This window comes from Fimbriimonadaceae bacterium (assembly GCA_019638795.1).
In the GTDB taxonomy this organism is placed as follows: domain Bacteria; phylum Armatimonadota; class Fimbriimonadia; order Fimbriimonadales; family Fimbriimonadaceae; genus JAHBTB01.
This window is the reverse complement of the sequence record JAHBTB010000002.1, coordinates 131944-157753: the sequence shown is the minus strand read 5'-3', so window position 1 is coordinate 157753 and position 25810 is coordinate 131944. Positions and strand designations below refer to the sequence as shown.

General features: G+C 64.9%; 31 protein-coding genes and 1 tRNA gene. 11 read left to right on the top strand and 21 right to left on the bottom strand.

Annotation, left to right across the window (positions count from 1 at the left end):
• Positions 1–93: 93 nt before the first annotated feature.
• Both KF857_04230 and KF857_04225 read right to left on the bottom strand, forming a co-directional pair.
• The gene (locus KF857_04230; GenBank protein ID MBX3111194.1) at positions 94–876 is read right to left on the bottom strand and encodes a GTP cyclohydrolase I FolE2; all 783 of its coding nucleotides are present in this window, start codon (positions 874–876) and stop codon (positions 94–96) included.
• A 109-nt stretch (positions 877–985) separates the two neighbouring features.
• Positions 986–2146, bottom strand: a complete 1161-nt coding sequence (locus KF857_04225; protein ID MBX3111193.1) for a (Fe-S)-binding protein — start codon at positions 2144–2146, stop codon at positions 986–988.
• Positions 2147–2192: 46 nt separating this feature from the next.
• Here KF857_04225 and KF857_04220 point away from each other — a divergent pair, with 46 nt between their 5' ends.
• On the top strand, positions 2193–2648 hold the full coding sequence (locus KF857_04220; protein MBX3111192.1) for a 6,7-dimethyl-8-ribityllumazine synthase: 456 nt from the start codon (positions 2193–2195) through the stop codon (positions 2646–2648).
• Here KF857_04220 and KF857_04215 read toward each other — a convergent pair.
• Positions 2633–3397: a nucleotidyltransferase family protein gene (locus KF857_04215; protein MBX3111191.1), complete on the bottom strand. Its 765-nt coding sequence runs from the start codon at positions 3395–3397 to the stop codon at positions 2633–2635. The two genes, KF857_04220 and KF857_04215, sit on opposite strands and share 16 nt — an antisense overlap.
• A complete protein-coding gene (locus tag KF857_04210) occupies positions 3394–4155 on the bottom strand; it encodes a sulfite exporter TauE/SafE family protein (GenBank protein ID MBX3111190.1) in 762 nt (253 codons plus the stop codon). The genes KF857_04215 and KF857_04210 overlap by 4 nt, the downstream gene beginning before the upstream one ends.
• Positions 4156–4215: 60 nt before the next feature.
• Here KF857_04210 and KF857_04205 point away from each other — a divergent pair, with 60 nt between their 5' ends.
• From KF857_04205 to KF857_04190, 4 genes are read left to right on the top strand one after another with little or no spacing between them, the layout of a single operon-like run.
• The gene (locus KF857_04205; protein ID MBX3111189.1) at positions 4216–5559 is read left to right on the top strand and encodes an ABC transporter substrate-binding protein; all 1344 of its coding nucleotides are present in this window, start codon (positions 4216–4218) and stop codon (positions 5557–5559) included.
• Positions 5556–6458 carry a sugar ABC transporter permease gene (locus KF857_04200; GenBank protein MBX3111188.1) on the top strand — a complete coding sequence of 301 codons (903 nt, stop codon included), beginning with the start codon at positions 5556–5558 and terminating at the stop codon, positions 6456–6458. The genes KF857_04205 and KF857_04200 overlap by 4 nt, the downstream gene beginning before the upstream one ends.
• Before the next feature lie 4 nt (positions 6459–6462).
• A complete protein-coding gene (locus KF857_04195) occupies positions 6463–7329 on the top strand; it encodes a carbohydrate ABC transporter permease (protein MBX3111187.1) in 867 nt (288 codons plus the stop codon).
• Complete coding sequence (locus tag KF857_04190; GenBank protein ID MBX3111186.1) at positions 7326–7790, top strand: VOC family protein; 465 nt, start codon at positions 7326–7328, stop codon at positions 7788–7790. The genes KF857_04195 and KF857_04190 overlap by 4 nt, the downstream gene beginning before the upstream one ends.
• On the opposite strand, the gene KF857_04185 is transcribed toward KF857_04190, so the two are convergent.
• From KF857_04185 to KF857_04165, 5 genes are all read right to left on the bottom strand, one after another.
• Positions 7787–8623 carry a mechanosensitive ion channel family protein gene (locus tag KF857_04185; GenBank protein ID MBX3111185.1) on the bottom strand — a complete coding sequence of 279 codons (837 nt, stop codon included), beginning with the start codon at positions 8621–8623 and terminating at the stop codon, positions 7787–7789. The genes KF857_04190 and KF857_04185 overlap by 4 nt on opposite strands.
• An 86-nt stretch (positions 8624–8709) precedes the next feature.
• Positions 8710–8785 (bottom strand) — tRNA-Arg (locus KF857_04180).
• 76 nt (positions 8786–8861) lie between these two features.
• Positions 8862–10814 carry a hypothetical protein gene (locus tag KF857_04175; GenBank protein ID MBX3111184.1) on the bottom strand — a complete coding sequence of 651 codons (1953 nt, stop codon included), beginning with the start codon at positions 10812–10814 and terminating at the stop codon, positions 8862–8864.
• 140 nt (positions 10815–10954) lie between these two features.
• A complete protein-coding gene (locus tag KF857_04170; protein ID MBX3111183.1) occupies positions 10955–11764 on the bottom strand; it encodes a metallophosphoesterase in 810 nt (269 codons plus the stop codon).
• Between the two features lie 12 nt (positions 11765–11776).
• Positions 11777–12433 (bottom strand): matrixin family metalloprotease, encoded by a 657-nt coding sequence (locus KF857_04165; protein ID MBX3111182.1) that lies wholly within the window; start codon positions 12431–12433, stop codon positions 11777–11779.
• 175 nt (positions 12434–12608) lie between these two features.
• On the opposite strand from KF857_04165, the gene KF857_04160 reads away from it, so the two are divergent.
• On the top strand, positions 12609–13625 hold the full coding sequence (locus KF857_04160) for a Gfo/Idh/MocA family oxidoreductase (protein MBX3111181.1): 1017 nt from the start codon (positions 12609–12611) through the stop codon (positions 13623–13625).
• Positions 13626–13632: 7 nt separating this feature from the next.
• Here the strand turns inward: KF857_04160 and KF857_04155 are convergent, their stop codons facing one another.
• The 11 genes from KF857_04155 to KF857_04105 form a co-directional block, all read right to left on the bottom strand.
• Positions 13633–14304: a hypothetical protein gene (locus KF857_04155; protein ID MBX3111180.1), complete on the bottom strand. Its 672-nt coding sequence runs from the start codon at positions 14302–14304 to the stop codon at positions 13633–13635.
• Between the two features lie 19 nt (positions 14305–14323).
• Positions 14324–15223 carry a M23 family metallopeptidase gene (locus tag KF857_04150; protein MBX3111179.1) on the bottom strand — a complete coding sequence of 300 codons (900 nt, stop codon included), beginning with the start codon at positions 15221–15223 and terminating at the stop codon, positions 14324–14326.
• A 130-nt stretch (positions 15224–15353) separates the two neighbouring features.
• Complete coding sequence (gene rpsI, locus KF857_04145) at positions 15354–15755, bottom strand: 30S ribosomal protein S9 (GenBank protein ID MBX3111178.1); 402 nt, start codon at positions 15753–15755, stop codon at positions 15354–15356.
• Positions 15755–16192 carry a 50S ribosomal protein L13 gene (rplM, locus tag KF857_04140; protein ID MBX3111177.1) on the bottom strand — a complete coding sequence of 146 codons (438 nt, stop codon included), beginning with the start codon at positions 16190–16192 and terminating at the stop codon, positions 15755–15757. The genes rpsI and rplM overlap by 1 nt, the downstream gene beginning before the upstream one ends.
• A gap of 4 nt (positions 16193–16196) precedes the next feature.
• Positions 16197–16991, bottom strand: a complete 795-nt coding sequence (gene truA / locus KF857_04135; GenBank protein ID MBX3111176.1) for a tRNA pseudouridine(38-40) synthase TruA — start codon at positions 16989–16991, stop codon at positions 16197–16199.
• Positions 16981–17430 (bottom strand): 50S ribosomal protein L17, encoded by a 450-nt coding sequence (gene rplQ, locus KF857_04130; GenBank protein ID MBX3111175.1) that lies wholly within the window; start codon positions 17428–17430, stop codon positions 16981–16983. Before rplQ ends, truA begins: the two co-directional genes overlap by 11 nt.
• A gap of 16 nt (positions 17431–17446) precedes the next feature.
• Positions 17447–18430, bottom strand: a complete 984-nt coding sequence (locus KF857_04125; protein ID MBX3111174.1) for a DNA-directed RNA polymerase subunit alpha — start codon at positions 18428–18430, stop codon at positions 17447–17449.
• A gap of 21 nt (positions 18431–18451) precedes the next feature.
• Positions 18452–18844: a 30S ribosomal protein S11 gene (gene rpsK / locus KF857_04120; GenBank protein MBX3111173.1), complete on the bottom strand. Its 393-nt coding sequence runs from the start codon at positions 18842–18844 to the stop codon at positions 18452–18454.
• 3 nt (positions 18845–18847) lie between these two features.
• A complete protein-coding gene (gene rpsM / locus KF857_04115; protein MBX3111172.1) occupies positions 18848–19225 on the bottom strand; it encodes a 30S ribosomal protein S13 in 378 nt (125 codons plus the stop codon).
• Positions 19226–19231: 6 nt separating this feature from the next.
• The gene (rpmJ, locus tag KF857_04110; GenBank protein MBX3111171.1) at positions 19232–19345 is read right to left on the bottom strand and encodes a 50S ribosomal protein L36; all 114 of its coding nucleotides are present in this window, start codon (positions 19343–19345) and stop codon (positions 19232–19234) included.
• A 159-nt stretch (positions 19346–19504) separates the two neighbouring features.
• Positions 19505–20065, bottom strand: a complete 561-nt coding sequence (locus tag KF857_04105; protein ID MBX3111170.1) for a DNA-3-methyladenine glycosylase I — start codon at positions 20063–20065, stop codon at positions 19505–19507.
• 36 nt (positions 20066–20101) lie between these two features.
• Between KF857_04105 and KF857_04100 the strand changes: the two genes are divergently transcribed.
• Entirely contained in the window at positions 20102–21730 is a 1629-nt protein-coding gene (locus tag KF857_04100; protein ID MBX3111169.1) for an aldehyde dehydrogenase family protein, read from the top strand.
• Between the two features lie 73 nt (positions 21731–21803).
• Entirely contained in the window at positions 21804–22646 is an 843-nt protein-coding gene (locus tag KF857_04095; GenBank protein MBX3111168.1) for a radical SAM protein, read from the top strand.
• Here the strand turns inward: KF857_04095 and KF857_04090 are convergent.
• The gene (locus KF857_04090; protein MBX3111167.1) at positions 22643–23533 is read right to left on the bottom strand and encodes a ribokinase; all 891 of its coding nucleotides are present in this window, start codon (positions 23531–23533) and stop codon (positions 22643–22645) included. The genes KF857_04095 and KF857_04090 overlap by 4 nt on opposite strands.
• A 168-nt stretch (positions 23534–23701) precedes the next feature.
• On the opposite strand from KF857_04090, the gene KF857_04085 reads away from it, so the two are divergent.
• Genes KF857_04085 through KF857_04075 form a run of 3 tightly spaced genes read left to right on the top strand, consistent with a single transcriptional unit; the run spans position 23702 to position 25786 of the window.
• Positions 23702–24724: a LacI family DNA-binding transcriptional regulator gene (locus KF857_04085; GenBank protein ID MBX3111166.1), complete on the top strand. Its 1023-nt coding sequence runs from the start codon at positions 23702–23704 to the stop codon at positions 24722–24724.
• Between the two features lie 28 nt (positions 24725–24752).
• Positions 24753–25574, top strand: a complete 822-nt coding sequence (locus KF857_04080) for a prepilin-type N-terminal cleavage/methylation domain-containing protein (protein ID MBX3111165.1) — start codon at positions 24753–24755, stop codon at positions 25572–25574.
• Positions 25575–25576: 2 nt separating this feature from the next.
• Entirely contained in the window at positions 25577–25786 is a 210-nt protein-coding gene (locus KF857_04075; protein ID MBX3111164.1) for a hypothetical protein, read from the top strand.
• The last annotated feature ends 24 nt before the right edge of the window (positions 25787–25810 follow it).

Genomic DNA, 25810 nt, shown 5'->3' with positions numbered 1-25810 from the left:
GTCACCTGCACGGATGATTATACATCCATGCTTATTGAATTGTTCCACCTGAACGCACTTTTTTGCCGCAAAATTCCCCCAGCTGTCGACAACCTAATGTTTTGACCGGGCCAGGCGGGCGTATGCGTTGTGGGCGTGGATCGACTCCTCGTTCTCGACTTCGACCTCATAGGAGACGACCCGCGGGTCGGCGTCAAGGCGCAGGGCGACCTCGCGGACCAAGTCTTCGACAAACCGGGGGTTGTCGTAGGCGTGCTCCGTGACCCACTTCTCGTCGGGGCGCTTGAGCACAGGGAACAGCGGGCAGGAGGCCGAGGCCTCGATCCAGTCGATGACCTCCTCCAGCCAGACATGGTCGTTGGTGCGGACCGTTGTCGTCACCCAACCGCGCTGGTTGTGGGCGCCCCGGTCGCTGATCTCCTTGCTGCACGGGCAGAGTGTGGCGACGGGGACGCGGAGCCAGAGGGCGACTTCGACGGTGCCGTTCCCCTCGGCCAGGAACCCGCACTCGTAATGCATCATCCCTGCCTTGCCCGTGACCGGGGCGGGCCGCTCGACGAAGTAGGGGAACCGGACGTCGACGTGGGCTTGTTGGGCGTGGAGCCGTGCCTTGAGACTCTCGACCAAAGGCACGAGCCCTCTGACGCTGATCTCTCGGCCATGCTCGCCGAGGGCCTCCATGAAGCGGCTCATGTGCGTGCCTTTGAACTCGCTGGGCAGGTCGACGGTGAGGGTGAACGTGCCGACGGTGTGCTGGCGGTCGGCGCTGCGGTCCATCACCATGATCGGGTACTTGACCCCGCGCACCCCGACCTTGTCGATCGGAATGTTCCGGACGTCCGGTGTCTTCTGGATGTCAGGTAAGGGCGTGCTCACGTGGGTCCTCAACGTGCGACGGCGTTTGTCCGCCGGGCACCTTTAACAATACGCTTTTCTCCACTTTGGTTCACCACTCGTCAGCGAGTACCGGGTCCTGGCCGCCGGGCTAGCCCGAGAACACGGTCTCCAAAAGCTCGGGCAGGAGCACCGGGACAGGGCCGGACCCGGCTTCGTCACGAGCTTGCTGGAGCCAGGCGTGGCATCCCGGGTTGCCTGACACGACATAGTCCGCCCCGGTCGCGGCGACGTTGGCCCACTTGCGGTCGAGCAACCGGCGGGCGAACTCAGGCTGGAAGAGGTTGTAGGTCCCCGCGCTGCCACAACACATGTCGGACTCCTTCAGCGGTATATGGGCCAGCCCCGGCACGGCGGCGAGCAGCTCGCGCGGTTGCGACCGGATCTTTTGCCCATGGGCGAGGTGGCAGGCGTCGTGGTAGGTGACGGTGACGCCCGGTAGCCCGTCCGAAGCCCTCAACGCTTGCGCAAGCCCGTGGGCGAGGAGGAACTCACTGATGTCGAATACCCGTCCGCTTAGGGCGGACTGCTCCTTCAGCCAGCTCCCGCAACCGGCGGAAGGGACGACCACGGGCAGCCTCGGGTCCGCTTTCTGGGCCAGTCCGTTCGCCATGGCTTGGCCTTCGGCAAGGAACCCCGAGTGGGCATGGAGGGCGCCGCAGCACCCCAAGTCGGTCTCCGCGGTCGCGTGTCCCACACGGCGGAGGAGCCTCTTGGTCGCCTCCACCGCCCGCGGAAACAGGACGCGCATCGCGCAACCGTCGAGGACAAGCACCTCTCCCTGGACCGGCGGCACCGGGCCGAGGGCGGGCCAGGGGTCGGGGGCGGGAAGTCGGGGCGACCGCACCGCCGCCGGTCGACCCGACACAAGCCGGGAGACTAAGCCGGGCACCTTGTCACCGGGCCAAAGCGCGGAAAGGGCCGCGCTGACCGTCATGCGGAGCGGGTCGGCCATCATGTCGACCGCCGCCTTCCGGGCCCGGGAACTGCGCGGAGGGGCCAGGGCCTTTGCCTGCTCGATGATCTGGCCGTACTGGACGCCGCTGGGGCATGCGGTCTCGCAGGCGCGGCAGCCAAGACAGGTGTCAAAGGCTTCGGTCGCCCCCTGGTCCCACACCGCCTGTCGCGCCAGGCGGATCCTTCCGCGGGGCCCCTTGGTCTCGTCGCCGGTCAGCACAAAGGTGGGGCACGACTCCAGGCAGAATCCGCACCGCACGCACGCGCTTGTCAGGTCGTCGAGGCTCTGCGCCACGGGCCCATTCTACAGCCTCGCAAGGTTCCGGCCATACTCAAGGGTGATGGAGGTCCGCGGCAAGATGGACGCGAGTGGCCGGCGTGTCGGGGTTGTGGTCGCCCGATGGAACGAACTGGTCACCAAAGAGTTGCTGGAAGGAGCCCTCGACACGCTGAGGTCGTACGGGGCAGAACCGGTCGTCGTCCACGTGCCTGGCACCTGGGAGATCCCGCCTGCCGCGACGGCTTTGGTCGAGTCCGGCGGTGCCGACGCGGTCGTCGCCCTGGGGTGCATCTTGCAGGGGGCCACGACCCATGCCCGGCTTCTCGCCGCGGACGTCAGCCGGTCGCTGATGGACCTGCAGGTGCGGACAGGCAAGCCGGTTTCGTGGGGCATCCTGACTCCGGAGACGCAGGAGCAGGCCCTGGAGCGCACCGGCCTCAAGCACGGCAACAAAGGCCGCGAGGCCGCGTCGGCCGCCGTGGAAATGATCTCCGTCCTCGCTCAGGTCAAGAAGTAGCGTTTCGCCGCCTGGAGGACCTGGGCGTATTCTTTCGGGTCGTCGATGTCGACGACGGACTCCGGGTCGGCGCCGGGCACCAGGAGCACCTGGCACCCGAAAACGCTTTCCAGCACCCTTTCCCCGTCGGCCAAGCTGAACCGGCCGGTGGCGAACTTGAAGGCGTTGGCGATCCCCAGGCGGACCGCCATCTTCACCTGGCTGCGCCGGTCTTCGCTGAACCCGGCGACCACACCGGTCGCCTGTTCAAACCCGGCGCGGGAGGCGGCAAAGTAGGCCCCGCTGTGCCACCGGCCGTCGCGCAGGCGGAGAGAAGGCTTCGGGCACTCCGGAAAGGCCCCTCGGTAGACGTCCGCCGGGCAAAGCCCTGCGGCCAACCATCTTTCGCCCTTGGGCCGAGCCTCGATCCCCGCGACAAAAGCCTGTAGGCCGGCGGCGGACAAGAACGGGGCGTCCGCGGGGAGAAGGAGGACCGCATCGGCTTCGGGCACCGCGGCCACGCCCGCCCGGGCGTTGTCGATCTGCCTTTCATGGTCGGGGACATGTACTGCCGGCATGCCCTCCTTCCACGCGTCGTCCCCGGTGACCACGGCGACCGGGCCGAGCGCGGCTTCCGCGCAGGCGGCCAGGACACGGTCCAGGCAGGTGCGACCCTCGACGACGGCCAGGCATTTCCGGTCGGAGCCGATCGCTTGGGCCAGGGCCTCGTCGACCCGGCCTCCGGCGACGACGACGGTCCCCCACGTCATGGCGAGAACGCCCTCCAGAGGAACCAACCGGACATGACGACACCGTACACGACGATCCCGACTCTCAACTTGGCCGGGTCGACACGTTGGGACCAGCGTCCGGACAGGTAGCCGCCAAGGAGCCCGCCGACCAAGAGGACTCCGGCCATCGGCATGTCGACGAGACCCTTGGTGAGCAGTACCGTCGAACTGACGAGGTTGATGACCAGGGTGAGCCAGTTCTTGAGCGCGTTGAGCTCATGGATGTCGGCCCGGATCGCGACGCCCATGCTCGCCAACATCATGATCCCCATCCCCGCACCAAAGTAGCCGCCATAAACGCTCACGACAAACTGGATGGCGACCATCGCGGCCAGGCTCCCCTCGCCATGGCCCGTGACCGCCTTGATCCTTTGCTGGAGGGCCAGCACCAGGGTGCCGGTCAGAGTGAGGAACGGGACGGCCACTTTGAACACGCCAGGCGGGGTGGAGACGAGAAGGACGGCACCGAGCAGGGACCCGGCCGCGGTCGCCGGCAACATGGGCAGCAGGTGGCGCTTGGTTTGGCCGAACCGGTCGAGAAACGCCAGCGCGCCGGCGAGGTTGCCGCCGCAGAGTGCGACTCCGTTCGTGGCGTTGGCCACCTTCTCGCCCAGGCCAGCTGCGACAAGGGCAGGAAAGGACACCAGTGAGCCTCCGCCCGCAAAGGAGTTGATGGCCGAGGCGACGAAGCCGGCTGCGAAGACCGCCGCCCCCCGCGCTATCGCCGCGCCGTCCATCGAGGCGGGTTGTACCTTGCCTTGAGAAACCTTTCCCTATGCTACACTTGGCGCGACGCGATGGATCGAAGGCCGCTTCTCGCCCTGCTCGGCGTCGCCGTGATCGCTGGTGCTGTGGCCGAGACCGAGCAGATCTCCCAGCCGGAGCATAGACCTGACCGGGTCATCGTCACTTACTGGGAGAAGTGGTCGGACTTTGAGGCCGACGCGATGCGGAAGGTCGTCAACGAGTTCAACCGACGGCAGGACAAGATTTTCGTCAACTTCCTCTCGACGAGCGGCATCGAGAACAAGACGATCATGGCCACGGCGGGAGGCATCCCGCCCGACATCGCCGGACTCTTCGGGGCCAATCTTCCGCTCTACGCCTACTACGAGGCGATCATGCCGCTGGACGAGGTGTGTGCCAAGGCAGGCGTCAAGAAGGACGACTATATCCCTGTCTTTTGGGACATCTGCACGTACAAGGGGAAGCTTTACGCGTTGCCGACGACCCCGGCGACGACCGCGCTCCACTACAACCGTAAGATCTTGCGCGACGTGGGTTGGGACCCCGACCGGCCCCCGGCGACGATCGAGGAGCTTGACGAACTCGACAAACGGGCGATGATCCTCGACAAGCAGGGGCACGTCGTCCGGGCGGGGTTCATGCCGACCGAGCCGGGGTGGTGGCCGTGGAGCTGGCCCTACTTCTTTGGTGGCACCCTGATGGACGACAAGGGCAAGGTCACCACCGACCTGCCCGACAACGTCCGGGCCTACACCTGGATGGCGAGCTTCGCCAAGCGGTACGGCGCGAGTCAATTGCAGTCGTTCAAGCAGGGCTTCGCCAACGCCTTCAACTCGCCGCAGAACGCCTTTCTGGACAAGAAGGTCGCCACCGTCTTGCAGGGCGTCTGGATGGCCAACTTCATTCAAAAGTACACCCCGGACTTGGATTGGGCCGCCTCACCGTTCCCGACTCCTGCCGACCGCCCCGAACTCAAGGGTCGTGTCATCGCCGACCTGGACATCGTGGTGATCCCACGGGGGGCCAAGCACCCTCAGGAGGCGTTCGAGTTTCTCAAGTTCCTTCAGTCACAAGAGGGGATGGAACTACTCTGTATGGGGCAGAAGAAGTACACGCCCCTAATGAAGGTCAGCCCGTCCTTCTATGCCAACCATCCGAACCCGTTCATCAAGCTGTTCCGTGACCAATCGCTCAGTCCTAACGTTTTCTACACACCGCGCACCCCGATCTGGAACCGGTACCAACAAGAGTTGCAAGTCGTCATTGACAAGATGAACTTGCTTGACAAGCGTTCGGTCAAGGACCTGCTTGGCGACGTCAAGGCTCGTGTGCAGCCGATGCAGGACGAGGTCGACAAGATCGAAAGACTCCGCGAGGAGCAGAAGAAGCGATGACAAGCGCCAAGAAACGCGAGGCTTTTTTCGGCGTCCTCTTCGCCTTGCCCTGGCTCATCGGCTTCTCCGTCTTTCTCATCTATCCCATTTCGCGGTCTATCTATTACAGCTTTTGCGACTACAGCGTCCTCAAGACACCGTTGTTCACCGGCATGGACAACTACGTCAAGCTTATGTCAGACGAAGTTTTCTGGCAGAGCCTGGGTAACACGCTGTACTTCGCCTTTTTGTCCGTGCCCCTAGGCACCATCGTCAGCCTGGCATTGGCGATGCTCCTGAACACCAAGGTCCGCGGACAGGCCTGGTACCGGACCTTCTTCTTTTTGCCGTCACTGATCCCCGCGGTGCCCATCGCCATGTTGGGCCTGTGGCTTTTCAACGGCGAGCACGGGATCATCAATCATTTGCTCCGCTCGTTCCATATCTTTGAACTGTTGCACCTCAAGGAGCCGAACTGGTTGGGCGACCCCACGTTCACCAAACCGGTTCTGATCATGATGGCGATCTGGGCCGGCGGCAACGCGATGGTGATCTATTTGGCCGGACTTCAGGAAGTGCCGAAGCAACTGTACGAGGCGTCGGAGCTCGACGGTGCCTCCGCTTGGCACAAGACGCGCAACGTCACCATCCCGCTCCTCTCGCCGATCATCCTCTTCAACGTCATCATGGCGATCATCGGGTCGTTGCAATACTTCACCCAAGCGTACGTCATGTTTCCGGGAGGGACGCCGGCGCGGTCCACCTACTTCTACACGATGTATCTTTTCGACAACGCGTTCACGTTCCAGAAGATGGGCTATGCATGCGCGATGGGTTGGATTTTGTTCCTGATTATCTTGGTTCTCAGTTTTGGCGCTTTCAAATTCAGTCAAAAGCGCGTTTACTACGAGGGAAGTTGACACGATGGTCGAGTCTCGACGCAAACAGGATCTCTTGACCAAGTTGGTCATCTATGCCGTGCTGACGGTGATGTCGGCAGTTTACTTGTTACCGCTTCTGTGGATGATCAGCACGTCGCTGAAGTCGGACGCCCAGTCGGTGGTCAGTCCGCCGGTATGGATCCCCGACCCGGTGATGTGGCAAAACTTCCCCAAGGCTTTCGCCTACAACGCGGAAAAGCTCGGCTACGTGCCGTTTCTCATCTACGCGCGCAACACCCTTTTGCTGGTCATCCTGACGGTGTCAGGGGCGGTGGCTTCGAACGCGATCGTCGCCTATTCGTTCGCCCGGCTGAGGTGGCCCGGCCGCGACCTCGTCTTCAACATGACCCTGGCGACGATGATGATCCCGTTCCCGGTGCTCATGGTGCCCACCTTTGCCCTGTACCGCGACTTTGGCTGGATCGGCACCTTCCGACCCTTGTACGTCGCCGCGTTCTTCGGCGGGGCGTTCAACATCTTCTTGCTGCGGCAGTTCTTTCGGGGTATCCCGATGGAGTTGTCTGAGGCGGCGAAGATCGACGGCTGTAACGAGTGGCAGACGTTCTACCAAGTGGTCTTGCCTCTCGCCAAGCCGGCGCTGGCGGTGGTCGCCCTCTTCACCCTCATGGGGACGTGGAACGACTTCCTCGGGCCGCTCATCTACCTGCAGAGCCCGACCCAGTTCACCCTGTCACTGGGGCTGCAGCAGTACCAGTCCCAGGCCGGGGGCACGTCGTTCAACCTCCTGATGGCGGCGTCGCTGATCGTCGTCACCCCGATCATCGTGCTCTTCTTCTTCACCCAGAAGCTGTTCATCCAGGGCATCGCCGCCACGGGTCTCAAGGGATGAGCGGCCCGGGCCTCCAAGGTCGTCCGCTCGCCCAGGTCGCGATCGTCGTCCGGGACCTCGAAGCCGCAAAGGCGCGCTGGGCCGCCCTGTTGGGGGTCGAGGTGCCCGAGACCGTCCGCACCCCGCGCGGCGGCGAGGTGAACATGGTCGTGCGCGGCATGCCGTCCGACGCGACGTGCCAACTGGCGTTCTTCGATCTCGGCAACATCCAACTCGAACTCATCGAACCCGACGGTCGGCCGAGCGCGTGGCAGGAACCCCTCGACGAGCGGGGCGAGGGCCTTCACCACGTCGCTTTTTGGGTCGACGACATGGAGCAGACGACGTCGTACCTTGCCGACCAGGGCTGCCCGGTGGGGCAGCGGGGCGACATGGGGGAGGGGCAGTACGTCTATGTGGACGCCCAGGCCCAGTTCGGCACCTGGATCGAGTTGCTGCAACGCAAGCGTCCCGCGGGCTAGTCGTTCGGTCGGGCCGCGACAAGGGGCACGGAAGGGAACGCCCCCTCGCTGGACAGCCGGTTCTGGACGGCGGCCATGACGGCGGCCTGGACCCGGAAGAGTTCGGTGGACGAGGTGTCCACCCAGTAGTACACCGTCGCCTCGACCGAGGTCTCGACGAACCGGGTGCCGACGACAAGGACCGGCGGATCGGCCTGGACGCCCTCGACAGACTCGACCGCGCTCTTGACTCCGTCGGCGGCGGCTTGGAGGTCGGCGTGAGGGTCTAGACGGACAACGAACTCAAACCGGCGCACGGGCCGGTCGGTCACGACGGTGACGATGTCGCCGAAGACCTTCACCGAAGGGATGAGCACCAGTTCGCCGTCAAACTTGCGCAGGCTGATCGAGCGAACGCCGATCTCTTCGATCTGGCCGACCACACCCTGCGCCCGCACGACGTCTCCGATCTTGAACGGGCGGCTAAGCAGGATCACGAACCCGGCGAAGAAGTTCTCGAAGACGTCCTTGAACGCAAATCCGACGGCGATGGAAGTCAGGCCGAGCGTCGCCACGACCGAGTCGAGCGAGAACTTGGGGAAGGCGATGCTCGCGGCGACGAGGGTGCCCAGGGTCGTCACCGAAAGGCTCACCAGGCGGCCGACCGTGGTGGCCGTGGTCGGGTCGCCGGTGCGGTCCCGGACGGCCTTGCCGATCGAGCGTTTGAGGCCCCGGGCGATCATGACGGCCACCCCAAAGAGGACGAGGGCGACGAGAAAGGTCGGCAACTGGGCGATGGCGTGGCTCAGCGTGTCGACCGCTTCCTTACCGGCCTTGTCGAGGACTTCCTTCACGTTGACAGTCTATTGCTTGTCACGCACAGCGGCATGGCCAAGGCCGCATGTGTCCCAGAAATGTCGACAGGGACGGATAAACGACGTGGCGACCCCGGCGTGATTCGAACACGCGACCCACAGCTTAGAAGGCTGTTGCTCTGTCCCCTGAGCTACGGGGCCGTCAGACGGCTCTATTGTGGCCCAGACACAAAGAAAGCCCCTCCGCCCGGTTCGGACGGAGGGGCGAGGGGTGGGCTCAGGCGGCCATCTTCAAGGAGTGGCCACTGTTGTCGGCCACCTTGAACTTCGCGACGGCGGCCTTGAGTGAGCGGCTCATCTCGGCGAGGGTCGCGGCGGCGGCTGAGACTTCCTCGATGCTGGCGGTCAGCTCCTCGGCACCGGCGGCGGTCTCCTCGCTGGTCGCCGCGACGGTGCTGATACTGTCGCTGACCCGGTTGGCCCCTTCCGCCATCTCTTCGGACGCCCCAAGGTTCGATTCGGCAGCCTGGGCGACGGCTTTCATCGCGCCGCTTGCCTGGGCGGTGAGGTTGGAGACGGCGCTGGCGCTGTCGGCCACCTCCGAGGCGGCGGCAAGGATCTGGGCGAGTGACTCGCCCGCCTCGACGGTTTTCTCGGTTCCCTTTTCAACCTCGGCGGTGACGCCGGCCATGCCGGAGACCGTCGCGTCGACCTTGGCCTTGACGCCGTCGATGAGGGCGGCGATCTCCTTGGTGGACGTGCCCGCTTCTTCGGCCAGCTTGCGCACCTCCTCGGCGACGACGGCGAAGCCACGGCCGTGTTCACCGGCCCGGGCCGCTTCGATGGCGGCGTTCAGGGCGAGCAGGTTGGTCTGCTCGGCGATCTGCTCGATCGCCTGGACGATGTCGCCGATCTTCTGGCCCATCGCGTCCAGTTCGCGGACGTCGGCGGCGCTCTCCTCGGCCCTTTCGCGGATGGCGCGCATTGCGGCGACGCTTTCCTTGACCGACTTGTCACCCTGGTTGGCCAATGCGGACACCTGCTGGGCCGCGGCGGCGACTCCCGAGATGCCTTCACCGGCGTGCTCCAGCACGGTCTCCGTCTCGGTGACCTGCCGGGCCTGGTCGGTGCTGCCGGCACTGACTTGGCCGACCTGCCGGTTCAACGTCTCCATGACGGCGGCCGCGTCGGTCGCGCCCTGGGCCAGGCGTTGGCTGGCTTCCGCGATCTCGGTGGCGGCGTTGCCGCTCTGGGCCGAGGCGGAGGCCAACGACCCGCTCGTGTCCTGGACGTCGTCCGCCTGACGCGAGACGTGGCGGATGAGGTCGGAAAGGCTGTACCGGGTGTCGTTGTAGGACGTGATCGCCCCCTGAATCTTGGCCAAGACGTCATTGAAGAGCAAGGCCAGCTTGCCGAACTCGTCGCGGCGGTCGGTGGGGAGGGCCGTGGTTGTGGATTGGACGTCGATAGTGAGGTCCCCTTCGGCAAGGGCCCGGATCCCTTGGTCCAGGTTGGTGGCGCAATGGTCACGGATGTATGTCATCCGATCTTCGAAGGCTGCCACAGGCTTACGGATCGACCGCTGGATGACCGAAGCGACGGTGACCGAAGCGACCAAGGCGAAGACGAGCGCACCAAGCGTGACGCTGATGAGCCGGCCGATCGTCGACGAGGACCCCTCGATGGCCGTCGAGGCCAGGTGGTGAAGGTCCTGTCCGATCATGTTGTCCGCCTCGTCGAGTTCCGTCGACAGCGGGGCCAGTTCGTCCGCCAACTTCGCGGAGGCCTTCTTGGCGTCGCCGTTGATCTGGCTCATGGCCGCCTGACAGGCGTCCTCAATGGACCGGATGGTCCCGGCCATCGACTTGATTTCGGACTCCTGGGCGGTGCCCTGGGCCTCGTCTTCCCACTCCTGGACGTCCTTGTTAAGCTTCTCGGCGCTCTGCTTGAAGCCTTCGGCGCACTTTTGGCGGAAGGCGTCGTTCGTCGTGCCAAGGCAGACGAAGGCGTACGCAGGCAAGAGGTTGGCTTCGGTGCGGACGTCGCCCCCGACGTTCAGCAGGGCCACGCTCTTGGCGACGTTGCCTTTGACTTGTCGGTTTGTGTCGCTTAGCCCGAAGTAGACCAGGCCCGACACAATGAGGAAGAGAATGATCGGGCAGCCGACTAAGACCATCAGCTTGCGCGACATGGAGAGGTTGTCAAAGAACTTGCTCACTTGCTTGCTCACCCAGAACTGTCAGGGTTGACCCCGACGTTGCTTGTCATTTCATTCGTCGGCACGATGGACCGTAGAATTCAGGGCAAGCACTTGTGTAAATGTTGACATTGCAGTCATCATTTGTCCGGAAGTGGGGAACAGGCCCCGGTTCAGGCCGGGACCAGGGTCAGGACGGAGACTTCGGGTTTGCAAAACAGGCGGCTCGGCGGCCCGGTCACTGCCACCCCGCGTGACACATAGAGGGGCACCGGAGCGCTTGGGAAATAGCCCCGTAGGTACTTCGATCCGTAGACCGATGTCATCGGCGCGACCCCGCCCGGCAAGGTGAACTGACCGCCGTGGCTGTGGCCGCTGAGCATCAGCTCGGGGCCGCGCGGCATCAGGTCGACAAGGTCGCCTTCGTGCCAAAGCACGACGGTGGGGAGGTTGGGGTCGGATTCGAGGATCGGCGTGAACGGGTCGGCCCGGCCCGCAAGGCCGTCGTCGACGCCGACCCAGTTGACCCCGTCGTGGACGACCAGTCCGTTGCGGAGCATCCGCACCCCGCACGCCGCCATGTCGGGTTCCAAGAAGAACGGCGTGCCGCCGCAGTAGTCGTGGTTGCCCCAAACGCCGAAGGCGCGGCCTTCAAAGTGCCGGAGGGGGGCGAGACACTCGCGCACCCGCGGCCCGATCGAGGGCCGGTGCAAGTTCAGCACGTCACCGAGGACCGCCACGACGTCGGGGTCTTCCTCGACCAGCCACTCCGCCGCCTCGCGGGCCATGCGGAAGCTGTCGTCGGAGCCGAGGTGGATGTCGGCGACCAGGCCGACCCGGTACCCGGCCCGGTCGGCCGGCCACCGCGGCAGACGTAGGGTGTGGCGTTCACGGCTCAGACGGCGTGCCTCAATGAGCGCGCCATAGAGGAGGAGTCCGGCGCCCGTCGCCGCGGCGCCCAGCACGGCTTTCACCGGCGACATGCGGCCCTGACCTTACCAGGCCAGGGCGTCGCGTCGCAGGGCGCACAGGTCGGCCAGAGTGTCTGCCTCGGCCCGAAGGTCGACGATGGCGTCGTGTTCGCGCGGCGAGAGGCGGTCGACGGGACGGTTTGTCCGGACGGGCCCCATCAAATCGCCCTTGCGCCCCGAGTCGTCCATGCCCATGACGTGGCCGAACTCGTGGGCGGCCGCTTGGGCAAGGGTCGCGTCGGGCAGCCGCACCCCGTCACTTCCGAGGAGGGCGAGGTCGATGTCGGCGGAGAACTCAGAGCGCCACCGGCCGCCCGACGACCATACCTGGCGTGACCACACGGCGTGGCCCGCACACCGGCCCCCGGCGACCTGTCCGGCCGACCAAGTCACGCGGACGTTGGCAAACGGTTTGGGCACGACGGCGATCTGGAGGTCGCCACCCAGTTCGTCGCGCCACATCTGGACGGCCCGGTCGAGAGCTTGCCGGGCGGTGAGCCGTTCGGCGATCGTCATGCCCGGCGTGTCCAGGCTGACATTCACCGGGCCGCGCATGAGCACCAGCCCGGCCCGCGCTTCGGCCTCGTCGACCAGCCCGGCGTCAAACAGGTTTGCCGCCCGGTCAAGCTCGGCCAAGAGCTTGGGCTGAAGATAGCGCCGGCTTTCGCTCCGGACACCCATGGCTGAAACAGCCGCACAGAGACACACAATGACGGCCCCCCACCGTCCCAAACGGTTTTCCATTTTGTAACCCTCGGCGGTTCCCCAAAAACCAACCGCCATCATTGTCTTCGGATCACAGCGGAATGAACCTCACACCAATTGCGAGGTTTTGGTCAGAACTGACAATCTTGCGGTGATCCAGGTAAACCGGTCGGCGATGTCCAACGACGTGCGTTTCGGCCTGATCGGATGCGGTGGTTTCATGCGCCACCACCTGTCATTCCTCACGAAGGTCCCCGGGGCCCGTGTCGTCGCGCTCAACGACAATGACCCGGTCCAGATCGAGCGCACCCACGAGTCGTATCCCGTCACCCGGCACGCGACCGTGCACGACGATTACCGGGCCCTGCTCGGTGCCGGGGGGCTCGACGCGGTGATCATCTCCACGCCGCACACCCTGCATGTCCAGCAGGTGCTCGACTCCCTCGACGCGGGCGTTCATGTGCTGGTCGACAAACCGATGGTCACCAGTGTGGAGGACGCCAAGAAGGTCATCGCCAAACGGGACGCGACGGGAAAGGTGTGCGGGGTGAGCTACCAGCGGCACGGGTCGGGCACGTTCCGTTGGCTGAAGCAGGTGACCGGGTCGGGGCAGTTTGGCAAGATCCGCATGGTGACGTCCCATCTGGGGCAACAGTGGCTGCAGTTGACGCGGGGGTCATGGCGACAACAGGCGGCCCTGTCCGGCGGCGGGCAGTTGAACGACAGCGGCAGCCACATGATCGACGTCCTCCTTTGGTTCACAGGGCTCAAAGCCGCACGGGTCTCGGCGTTCATGGACTTCTGCGGCACCGAAGTCGACATCAACTCCGTCGTCAATGTCGTCTTCGAGACCGGTCAGTTCGCCTCGCTCAGCATCATTGGTGACGCGGCGTGCTGGCACGAGCGGCACAACATCTGGTTCGAGGAGGCTTTGGTCACGCTGGCCGACGACACGGTGCGGGTCGTCCAGCGTGACGGAACGGCCTTCACGATCGACCACTGGCCCACCAGCGAGACGCCGGAGCAGAACTTCGTCGACGCCGTGCGGGGCCAGGGGTCTGTCTTGGCCCCGTTCGAGTGCGGCCTCCGGACCATCGAACTGACCGAGGCGGCATGGCGGTCGCACGAAAGGTCCGGAGCCCCGGTCGAAGTGGCGTCCCTCGGCTGAGCTAGTCTCAGGCCTTGAACTTAAGGGACGAGGCGATGGCGTCGAACCCCTTTTCGCGTTCGGCTAGCTTGTCCGCGCCGCAGCTCACCGTGACGGTGTAGACCTTCTTGTTGTGGAGGTACTGGTACCCCAGGATCTGGTAGGACGCGGCGCCCAGCTTCATCGTCGCCTTGTACCGGAGCACCTTCTTGCCCCCGACGTCCACGAGTTTGGCTTCGAGGGCGGGGTCGCTGAGACCCTCCTTCAAGATCTTGGTCACCTCGGCGACACTGCTCTCTTGCCACTCCGACTGGCCGCTGTCCTGGACGTTGACATTGACGTTGTCGACAAAGTCGCTCTTGTCGTCGAGCTTGCTGCCGTCAAGGCCGATGAACAGGACGGCGGGGACGCCGGCCATCCCTTCCATTTGGGCGGCCATGCCGGGCTTGGACTTGGCGACCTTTTCCTTCATCGCTTTCGCTTCGGCGGAGTCGCCCATCATCGGGCCCCAACCGGTGGGCAGGGTGATGGTGAAAGAACCGTCTTTGGCGGCGAGCCCCCCTCCATCGGTCGGCGCGGCGGTGGCCGCAGGGGCTTCCTTTTGGGGGGCGGCGGAGTCCTTGGACGGAGCCGATGCCTGAGGGGCAGGTTGGCAACCGACAGCACAGAGAGCGACAAACAGGGGCACGCAATAACGCATGCGCCATTGTGGCACGGGCTTATTGGTCGCCGGGCGGGTCGATCCGCGTCGCGACCAGCTTGCCGTCCTCGTGGACGCAATAGAACGTCGCGGCCCGGTCGCGCGGCCAGAGTTGCACGTTGTCGAACTCGGGCTTGGTCAGGGCGTCCTTGCGCACCTTGATGGTCACGTAGTGGGGCGTCGTCTGGACGACGGCCTCCTTGCCTGGCTCCTGGCGCGACGCGACCATGATCGAGACGACCGCGTTCACCTTGTCCCAGGTGCGGTAGCAACCGTCGATCCGTTCTTCACCCGGCTGGGGCTTGCCCAAGCCGCGACGGAGGAACGCCCGCGGCCTGCTGAGGACCTCGGCGGCGTGGAGCGACTTGAGCGGATTGCGCAGTCCCTCGGGGCTGAAGAGCTCAAAGTGGAGATGGGGCCCGGTGGCGTTGCCCGAGTCACCCACGTAGCCGATGAACTGGCCCGCCTCGACGCGTTGGCCGAACCGCAGGTCGGGGGCGAACATGAAGTCCCTTTCGCCCCGGTTGTCCTTGGTGCCGGGTGTGTCGTCGTTCAGGTGGGTGCCCAGGCACTTCCACCCGTCGTCGCCATAGATCCAAAACGTCATGTTCTTGAACCCGATCTTGCCGCTCATCGGCGCGACAATCGGGGTCATCTTGGGGGCGGCGAGGTCTTGGGCGGTGTGGCGGTAGCCGCCTCCCCGGTTGTGGTTGTAGGTGTCGTGCCACCGCGCGCCGCCGACGACAGGGAAGACAAGGCGGTGGAAGACGACTTCGGTGTTGAGCGACTCGGTGGTGTCAGGGGCCACGGGGGGCATCAGGCTGGCCCGGGTCGTGCGGCTCGGGAACCCGTACTGCTGTTGCGGCGGGGCCGTCACCGGTCCGACGACCAGCAAAGCGAGAGCAACACCCGACACCATAGTTCAATTATGGGCTCTGCATGCGGGAGCATGAGAGCGCTGACGTCAAGACTGGGTTGGACCTGAGACAACGCGAGGGCCCCGGTCCAGAGTGGACCGGGGCCCCGAAGGACAGGACGAGGCGTTGCGCTCAGCGCTTGACGAACTGGAAGCCGCGGCGGGCTTTCTTGAAGCCGTACTTCTTCCGTTCTTTCACGCGGGCGTCGCGGGTCAGGTAGCCACCCGACTTGAGGCCGGGGCGCAGGTTCTCGTCAAGTTGCAGGAGGGCGCGGGCGATACCCAGGCGCACCGCACCGGCTTGGCCGCTGAGCCCGCCGCCCTTGACCTTGGCACGGACGTTGATCTTGTCGGCCATCTCTAGGTGGACGAGCGGAGACTTCACGAGGATCTCGAGGACGGGGCGGCCGAAGTACTCGGTGAAGTCCCGACCGTTCACGGTCACGAGGCCTTCGCCGTTCTCCACCCACACGCGGGCGACGGCGCACTTGCGCCGGCCGGTGCCGTAGTTCACATTGGGTCGCTTGGGTCGCATTAGTCTTGGGTCACCTTAAGGGGCTGGGGTTGTTGGGCGCTGTGCGGATGCTCGGGGCCGGCGTAGACCTTGAGCTTGCGGAGCATGTGGCGCCCCAGTTGGTTCTTGGGCAGCATGCCCCAGACGACCTTCTCGATCAGCCGGGTCGGCTTCCTTTCCAGCATGTCGCCGCGCTTGATGTTGCGCAGGCCGCCGGGCCACATGGTGTGCCAATAGATCAGCTCGTCAGATTTGCGCCCGGTCCAGACCGCCTTGTCCGCGTTCACGACGACGACAAAGTCGCCGGTGTCCACGTGGTAGCTGAACGTGGGCTTGTGCTTGCCGCGCAAAATCTGCGCGACTTGGGCGGCGAGACGCCCGACTGGCACGTTGGCCGCGTCGACCACATACCAATCGTGCTTGACCGTCGCCGGTTTTGCCACGTATGTCCTGTTCATTTCTTCAATCCTGTCCTTCAGTTGTAAATCGTCTGTTGTCAGTAAGGGTCCGACCGTACCGCACCCTCATGAGGGTGAGCCCGTGGGCGGGGAGGAGCAGAGGCCACTGGAACGTGCCTCGCTCGCGGGCCGCGAGCAGGTCGCCGACGCTGTCCGGTGTCCGCCTGTGCCGCCCGCACTCGACCAGGGTCCCGGCGATGCGGCGCATCATGCCACGGACAAAAGCGGTGCCGACCACGTCCACCCACACCTCGTCGCGGACGAGGGAGACCTTGACGGAGTAGAGCGTCCTGACCGCGTTGGCCCCGGGCTCCAGCATCTGGCTGAACGCGAGGAAGTCGTGCTCGCCCTCCAGCTGGGCCGCTGCCCTCTGCATCGCGTCGATGTCAAGTGAGCGCCCGTAGTGCCATGCGTACCGTGTCCGATGGGGGTCGCGGGCTCCGGTCATCACCCGGTAGCGGTACCAACGGTCTTTGGCGTAGAACCGCGAGTGGAAGTCGGCAGGCACGATGTCCGCCCGCAAGACCGATAAGTCGCTCGGGAGCACCTTGTTGAGCACCCTTGGCCACTTGGCCGGCTCGATCGGGACGGTGCTGTCAAAGTGGCAGACCTGACCCTTCGCGTGGGCACCGCCGTCAGTGCGGCTGGCTCCGACGACCTCGCATTCTTCGCCCGAGACCTGGCGTATCCCTTCTGTCAATGTGCGTTGGACAGTCCTCTGCCCAGCCTGCGGCGCCCAGCCGCAGAAATCGGTTCCGTCGTAGGCGACGACCAAGCGGACGCGCCGCTTAGTCGACAAGCTCCAGGACGGCGGTCATGGCGGCGTCGCCACGGCGCGTCCCGGTCTTGGTGAGGCGGGTGTAGCCTCCGTTCCGGTTCTTATAGCGCGGGGCGACGTTGTCAAACAGGTGGGCGACAAGGTCCTCGCCGTTGATCAGGCTCCGCTGGCGCAGGATGTGCAGCTTCTCCAAGTCGGTCTTGCCGGCGAGGGCCTTCAGCGGCTTGGGGCTGCTGGAACTGTGGCCGACGAGCACCTTGCGGGCCTGACGGCGCGCGGCGACGGTGTCTTCCTTGGCGGTGGTGATCAGCTTTTCGACGAGGCGTCGGAGGTCCTTGGCCCGGCCCTCGGTCGTGTGGACGTAGCCGTGCCGGATGAACTGGCGCGTCAGGTTGGTCAACAAGGCCATACGCTGGTCGTGCGGCAGGCCGAGCTTTCGGCGGTCGATCTTGTGTCGCATGGTCTGTCTCTATCCCTTAATAGTCCTCGTCATCCAAGATGTCGAGGTTGATGAAGCCGCCCTTGGCCGGCTTGAGTTCGATTTCGTGCTCAGCGAGGGTGTCGCGCACCTCGTTCAGCGACTTGCGGCCGAAGCCACGGATGCTGGTGAGGTCGCCCTCGTTCACTCCCGCGAGTTGGCGCAGGTTGAGGATGCCGGCGCGGCGCAGGCAGTTGAACGTGCGCTGGCTGAACCCTAGCTCCTCGATCTTGATCTCGGGCACGTTGCTGAGTTCCGTGTCGTCCTCGGCGCCCAAGGCGAACACGTCGTCCTGCATGGTGCGGCCCAGGTCGAAGAAGAGGCGGAAATACTTGTCCAAGATCTGCGCGGCCTGGGTGACGGCGTCGTTGGGCGGGACCGTGCCGTTGGTCCAGACTTCGAGCACCATGCGCTCGTAGTCGGTGCGCTGGCCGACGCGGGTCTGCTCGACGATGTAATTGGCCTTCTTGACCGGCGTGTACTGCGCGCCGACCGGGATGACGCCGATGACGCCCTTGTACCGTTCTTGGCGCTCCGGCAAGGTGTAGCCGGTGCCCGTCCCTGCGTACATCTCGACGACCAGGGTCGCCTTCGGCTCGCTGATGGTGGCGAGGTAGCACTCGGGATTGGCGATGGTGACGCCGTCCGGACAGACGACGTCCGCACCGGTCACCCGGCCCGGGCCCTTCAGGTCGATCCGCAGGGTGATCTCGTCCGAGAACACCATGTCCGGGTCGAGCTGGATGGCGAGGTCCTTCAGGTTGAGGATGAACTCGGTCGTGTCCTCTTTGACCCCCGGGATCGCGGCGAACTCGTGGAACACCTTGTCGATCTTGATCGCGTTGACGGCCGCACCGGTGATGGAGCTGAGCAGCACCCGGCGCAGGGCGTTGCCGATGGTGTGGCCATAGCCGCGCTCCAGCGGTTCGAGCACGAACTTGGCGTATTCGGTTGAAGTTTCGAGGGTTTGGATCGTGGGCATCGTCAGTTCAGGGTGGGGTCGTTAGACGCGGCGTTTCTTCGGCGGGCGGCACCCGTTGTGCGGGACGGGCGTCACGTCCTTGATCAGCTTCACTTCCAAGCCGTTGGCGTGGACAGAACGGATCGCGGTCTCGCGTCCGCCGCCGGGGCCGCTGACGTGCACGTCGCAGGTTTCCATGCCGTGGGCCTTCGCCTTCTTCGCGGCGTTCTCCGCCGCCAACTGGGCGGCGAACGGGGTGCCCTTGCGGCTGCCCTTGAACCCGACGTGGCCGGCGCTCGCCCAGCACAGCGTGTTGCCCTGCGGGTCGGTCACCGTGACGATCGTGTTGTTGAACGACGAGTGGATATACACGTGGCCGTGGGCCACCTGTCGCTTTTCTTTGGCCTTGCCGCGGGAGGTTTGCTTGCGTGCCATGTCTTACTTCTTGGCCTTCTTCTTGCCGGCGACGGTCTTGGCCTTGCCTTTGCGGGTGCGGGCGTTGCTCCGGGTGCGTTGGCCTCGGGTGGGCAGGCCTCGCTTGTGCCGGACACCACGGTAGCAACCGATCTCCATCAGACGGCGGATGTTGGAATAGATGTCGCGGCGCAAGTCACCTTCGACAACAAAGTCGCTGTCAATCACCGTGCGGATCTGGGCGACCTCTTCGTCGGTGAGGTCACTGATCTTCTTGCGCGGGTCAAGGCCAGTCTTGGCGATGATGTCCGACGCGCCTTTCGGGCCGATTCCAAAGATGCTCTGGAGGCCGTAATAAACGCCCTTGTTGCGTGGTAGGTCTACGCCTGCGATACGCGCCATATATTCTTAGCCTTGCCTCTGCTTATGCTTAGGGTTCGAGCAGATCACCCGCACGACACCCTCGCGCTTGATGATCTTGCACTTGTTACAAATCTTCTTGACACTGGCCCGGACTTTCATTGGGTCACCCCTCGCCGCTGAATCTCTTCGTCCCGCCGCGGCGTCTCTACTGAGAAAGCGGGCAATACGCGTCAAGGCCACCGGTGCCTTGGCGCGGAGTCGAATGATACCAGGCCCACGGCGGATTCGTCACCACCAGGACCCAGTCCCCTCCCCGACCTATTGTCGGACGTCTTGGCAGGCTTGCCAACCGGGACAGGTCACTAAGTGGTCGTTCACCATGCCGACCGCTTGCATGAAGGCATAGCAGATCGTCGGGCCGACGAACGAAAACCCCAGCCTCTGGAGCCCTTTGCTCATCGCCACCGCCTCGTCGGTGACGGCGGGGGCCTCCGTCGGCGTCCGCCATGAGTTCACGACAGGGCGTCCGCCGACGTAGGACCAGAGAAGGCCCGAGGGGTCGGGCAGGGCCAGCCACGCCTGGGCGTTGGCGACCGTGGCCAGGACTTTCGCCCGGTTACGGACGATTCCGGGGTCCAGGAGGGCCTGCTCGACATCATCGGAGGTGAACGCGGCGACCTGACGAGGGTCGAAACCGCGGAAGACCCGCCGGTACCCCTCGCGCCGCGCCAAGACGGTGGACCAACTGAGGCCGGCCTGGGCCCCCTCAAGGACGAGGAACTCGAACAAGTAGCGAGGGTCCCGGTTGGGACGGCCCCATTCCTCGTCGTGGTACGCGACCATCAGGTCGCCGCTGGGCCATGTGCACGCCCCATCCATGACCACGGAGTATAGATAGGGAGCAAGGCGACACCCATGGCCGCGACCACCCCTTCCCTCAGTCAGACCGACCTGCAGACCTGGCAGTCCGACGGCCGGCCGATCCCCGAAGTCAGAGACGGTCTGAAGTATCTCGTCGGCGGCGAGATCAAAGAGTGGGGAGGCACCACCCAAGAGATCGAGTCCTGCCTCTTCTTCACATGGAACGGAGGCACTGTCCGTCCGAAACTTGGGCCGGGCGCGATGCTCGACCCCGAAGAGTCCATGCGGGCCCTTGCCGCGGCCGAGAAGGCGTGGGACGAGGGCCGGGGCGAGTGGCCCACGATGTCCACCGACCAGCGGATCCGGGCGATGGAGAAGTTCGTCGAACGTATGGTCACCGTCCGCGACGTCGTCGTCGAGCGGATGATGTGGGAGATCGGCAAGACCCTCAAGGACTCTCAGAACGAGTTCGACCGCACCGTCAAGTACATCGAGGACACCCTCAAGTCACTCAAGGACATGGAGCGTGACGCGGCGCGGTTCAGCGTCGAGACGGGCTTTTTCGCCCAGATCCGCCGCTCACCGCTGGGCCCGACGCTGTGCATGGGGCCGTACAACTATCCTCTTAACGAGACCTTTGCGACCCTGATCCCCGCCGTCGTCATGGGGAACCCGGTCATCAGCAAGCTTCCCCGCTACGGCCAGCTCCTCAACATCCCGTTGCTGGAGGCCTTCGCGGAGTGCTTCCCGCCTGGCGTCGTCAACATCATCAGCGGGCGCGGCAACGAGATCATCACGCCGATGATCCACAGCGGGCGGCTGTCCATGCTCGCGTTCATCGGGGCCTCGAAGACGGCTGATGTGCTCAAGAGCGCCCACCCCCACCCACACCGGTTCCGGTCGGTCCTTTCGCTGGACGCCAAGAACCCGGCGATGATCCTGGAGGACGCCGACATGGACGTCGTCATCCCGCAGGTCATCGCGGGCGCCCTCGGTTTCAACGGCCAGCGGTGCACCGCCCTCAAGATGATGTTCGTCCACAAGTCCCGCGAGGAGGAGTTCCTGACCCGGCTGGGCACCGCGATCGACGGGCTCAAGGCGGGACACCCGTGGACGCCCGGTGTCCGCGTTACCCCCGTCGCCGACCACCGTGGCGCGATGAAGTTCCTCGGCGGCCTGATCGACGAGGCGGTCTCGACGGGGGCGACGGTCGTCAACCGGGGTGGCGGCGACCGCGTGGAGAACTACATGCACCCCGCCGTGGTCCACAACGTCTCGCCGAAGACGCAGCTTTACCAAGTGGAGCAGTTCGGCCCCGTCCTGCCGGTGAACTCGTTTGAAAAGCCGGAGGAAGTGATGAAGTACATCGTCGAGTCGCCGTTCGGCCAGCAAGTCAGCGTCTTTGGCTACGACCCGAAGGTGATCGGGCCGGTCATCGACGTGCTTGTCAACCAGGTCAGCCGGATCAACCTGAACACCCAGTGCCAGCGCGGGCCCGACAATTTCCCGTTCACCGGCCGCAAAGCGTCGGCGGAAGGGACGCTCTCGGTGACCGACGCGCTCAAGCGCTTCTCCCTCCGGTCGCTGGTGGCGACGGACTACGATGAACGTAACCGCGACCTCGTCAACGGCATCCTCGCCGCCCGGTCGAGCAACTTCCTACGCACCGACTTCATCTTCTGAACCGCGGACACCGTCCGGTTGGTTGGTCAAAATAGTAGACATTAGACTACTATTTTGGCGTAGAATGTGGTGCATGGCACTGCAGATGACGTTGTTCGGGCCGGAACCCCGGCCCAAGCCGCCGGCGAGGATGGGCCAGACCGTGTTCACCGAGCGCGAGGCCAAATCGATCCTCACCCCGGCGACGGGGATGATGAAGAGCTACGACTACATGCTCAACCCGTACCGTGGCTGCCAGTTCGGGTGTTCGTACTGTTATGCGGCGTGGTTCTCCGAGCCAGAGGAGATGGCGACGTGGGGAGAGTGGGTCCAGGTCAAGTCGAACGCCGTCCGGCTGCTGCGCAGGGAAAGGGCCCTGCCTGGCGCGAAGGTGTACATCGGTTCGGCCACCGACCCCTACCAGCCGGTCGAATCGAAGACCCAGTTGACCCGGTCGTTGTTGGAGGTGATGGCCGAAATGTCACCCCAACCTCGGATCGTCATTCAGACCCGGTCGCCGCTCGTGGTCCGCGACGTCGACGTCCTCGGACGGTTCGAGCGCGTCCAAGTCAACGTGTCGGTGCCGACCGACGACGACACCGTGCGCAAGGTGTTCGAGCCCTCCGCGCCAAGTATCGTCCGCCGGTTGGCCGCGCTCAAGATGCTCCATGCCGCGGGGATCCCGACGACGGCCTGCGTGATGCCGATGCTGCCCCTGCGCGACCCGGTGGACTTCGCCCGGCAGCTGGTCGAGTCCCGGGCGGACAAGGTCTACACCGGCTACTTCCACGACGGGGCGCGCCACTACCGGGTCGGGACGAGGCCGGAGGGCCTGCGCCTGGCCCGCAAGTACCAGTGGACCCCCGAGAAGTACGAGGCGGCGGCCGCCGCCCTGAAGGCTGCGCTCGACCTGCGCGAAGGTGCGCCGGCCGCCTAGCCGAAGGCGGCCTCCACCTCGGCCCTGGTCGGGACCGACGAGATCGCCCCCATCCGCGTGGTGCTGAGGGCGGCCGCCTGGGAGGCATAGCGCAGGGCGCCGGCAAAGTCGTCGCCCAGCATGAGGGCGGCGACCAAGGCGCCGTTGAAAACGTCGCCCGCCGCCGTCGTGTCGACGGGGCTCACCCTGGGGGTGCCGACCATGGCCGGGCCGTCGGCACCGAGCCAGAACGACCCCTTCTCTCCCAGCGTGACCACGACGTTTTGGGCTCCCTGTTCTCGGAGCCGCTCGCCACAACGAAGGGTGCTCGCCTCGTCGACGGGTGCCACCCCGGTAAGGGATTCGGCCTCGGTCTCGTTGGGGGTGACGGCAAAGCACCGGCGGAGCAGTCTGTCGGGCAGGGCGGCGGCGGGAGCCGGGTTAAGGATGAACATGGGGTGCCGCGAGGCCGCCTCCACGCAGGGCATGTTGGTTTCCAGTTGGGCCAGAACGGCGTCGGGCCGTACTGCGGCCAGCGTCTTTTCGACATGCCCGGTGTCGAGGGCGGCGTTGCTTCCCCCCGCGACGGTGATGAGGTTGGTCCCGTCGTCGGCGACGAGGATCGAGGCGTTGCCCGTCGGCACCTCCGAACGGACGACATGGCTGACATCGACACCGGACTCTTGGAGGACCTGGAGCAAGGCCGAGCCGGCGTCGTCGTCGCCGACACTGCCGCAAAAGACCACCTGGGCCCCGGACCGGGCGCAGGCGACCGCCTGGTTCATGCCTTTGCCACCCGGAAAGGTCTGGTAACCGGTGGCGGCGACCGTCATTCCCGGGGCGGGAATCTGGCGCACCCGGTAGACATGGTCAAGGTTAGCGCTGCCGACGACCAGCACGGTTTTCATGTCCGGAGAGTCTACTTTGACCAAACATTTGGTCAAATGGGTCATCGACCGACTCCAGGTATTTTTACTAGGTTTGACTAGAGGGGCCCCAAAAGCGGGAAAGTGGGCGCAATAATGTCTGACCAATCCTTTGGTCTCGGATAGACCAAGCGATTGGTCATCGAGGCAATGGCAACTAAGCCCAAGTCGAACCGGAACGTCAGTCTGCGAGACATCGCAGAGCGGGTGAACGTCAGTCCGTTCACCGTTTCGGTCGTGCTGAACGGGTCGAAGTCAAACACCCGGGTCTCGGAGGCGACCCGGTCGCGGATCGTCGACGCGGCGCGGGACATGGGTTACCTGCCCAATTCCTTGGCGCGGGCATTGCGCACCAAGCAGACCAACATCCTGGGCTTGTACTTTGGTTACGGGCACCTGGAGCCGCACGACTCCTTCCATGCCGAAGTGCTGACCGGGCTCCAACGCGGTTGCGAAGAGTGCTATCGCGACCTGATGATCCACTACTCGTTCCACCGCTATGGCGTGGACGAAGTCTTTGCCGAGCTCGCCGGCGGCAAGATCGACGGGCTGGTGCTGATCGCGGCGCCTGGCGACCCCTTGGTCGAAAAGCTCCGTGGCTCGACGATGCGCTTTGTCGCGATCACCGACCGGATCCCGGGCGTGCCGTCGGTCATCGCCGACGACGAGGCGGGGTCGGTGGCGATCGCCGAACACCTGCACGCCAAGGGCCACAAGACCATCCTGTACCGGCAGTGCCCCGGGGTCTCCGACTCGGCGACCCGCCGCAAGGACGCGTTCGTCCAGCGGGCCGCTGAGCTGGGCATGTCCACGGTCGAGGGCTCCACGACGGACTGGAGGGGCAAGGTGGAGGCGCACGAGGCCGACTTGCTCGCCCGCCGAAGGGAGCTGGGCATCACCGCGGCGGTCTGTTGGGGCGACCCCAGCGCGCACGCCCTCTGCGCCTACTGCAAGGAAGTCGGGATATCCGTCCCGCAAGAATTGGCCGTCGCGGGGTTCAACGGGATTCAACCCCCGTTCGAACCCGCGACGAAGCTCACCACTGTACGTGCTCATTGGGCGAACGTCGCCCAGCGGGCCGTGCAACTTCTCGTCAACCAACTCGACGGCACGGGGGAGGTCGCAGACCTGACTGTGCTGCCCGTCGAATTCACCCCTGGGGAGACCACGTGAACCCCCGGAAACCCGCAACGAGGCGCAAATGAAACGCAACAACTCCGCTGGCTTCACCCTCATCGAGCTCCTTGTCGTCATCGCGATCATCGCGATTTTGGCGGCCATTCTCTTCCCGGTCTTCGCCCAGGCAAAGGCCGCGGCCAAGACGACGGCCACCATCTCGAACGTCAAGCAGATCACCTTGGGTGGCCTCATCTACTCCAACGACTACGACGACGTCGCCCACCTGTACCAGGACGTGACCAAGAGCCCGACGGCGGGTTACTACGCGATCCTCGAGCCCTATCTCAAGAGCAAGCAGATCATGTTCGACGCCGCCCGTGGCGTCGCGGTGGACACGAGCAGTACCACCGACTACACGTGGTCTCAGTTCGTGACCCTCGCCGCCAACCGCAACGGCTGGCTCGGATACGAGCCGTTCACGCCGCCCGACACGTTCTATCCGCGCGTCTACCGGACGATCTCGGCCCAAGAAGAAATCGCCAAGCGCGGCGCCTACATGATCGTCACGAGGCCGACCGGCAACCTGTCGACGGGTTACAACTTCGTCACGGACGAGGCGGCCTGCGCCGTCAGCGTCAGCCCCGAGACCGTGGCCAACACCCGTCTGAACCGCGTCTATTCGGCGACGAAGTTCCACCGCGACAAGATCATCGCCGGGTTCGGCGACGGCCATGCCGGGAACGTCCCGTACACCCGGGTGAGCGGCGTCTATCAGACGGTCACCGAGGCCGAGGAATGCGCCGGTTACGGTGGCGGAAACACGACGTACATCCCGCTTGACAAGTCGGAGGGCGGCGGCATGGACAAGACCTTCTGGGGGCACTGGGAGCAGGCCACGCAGTAACCGTGAAAACCACCGAAGTCAAACCGATCGTCTTGGTCTTGGTCGGGGTCGTCGTCGTGGCAGTGGTCGTCGGGTTCTTCATTTCCCAGAACCCGCAACCCAAGCAGGTCGACCTCAGCAAGGTCACGAAGGCTGACCTCGAAGACCGTGACCCTCCGAAGCGGGGCCAGCCCGGCTACCGCGAACGGACCACTGACCCGGTCTCCCAGTGAGACCGTTGGCCCGGAGTTCCTGCC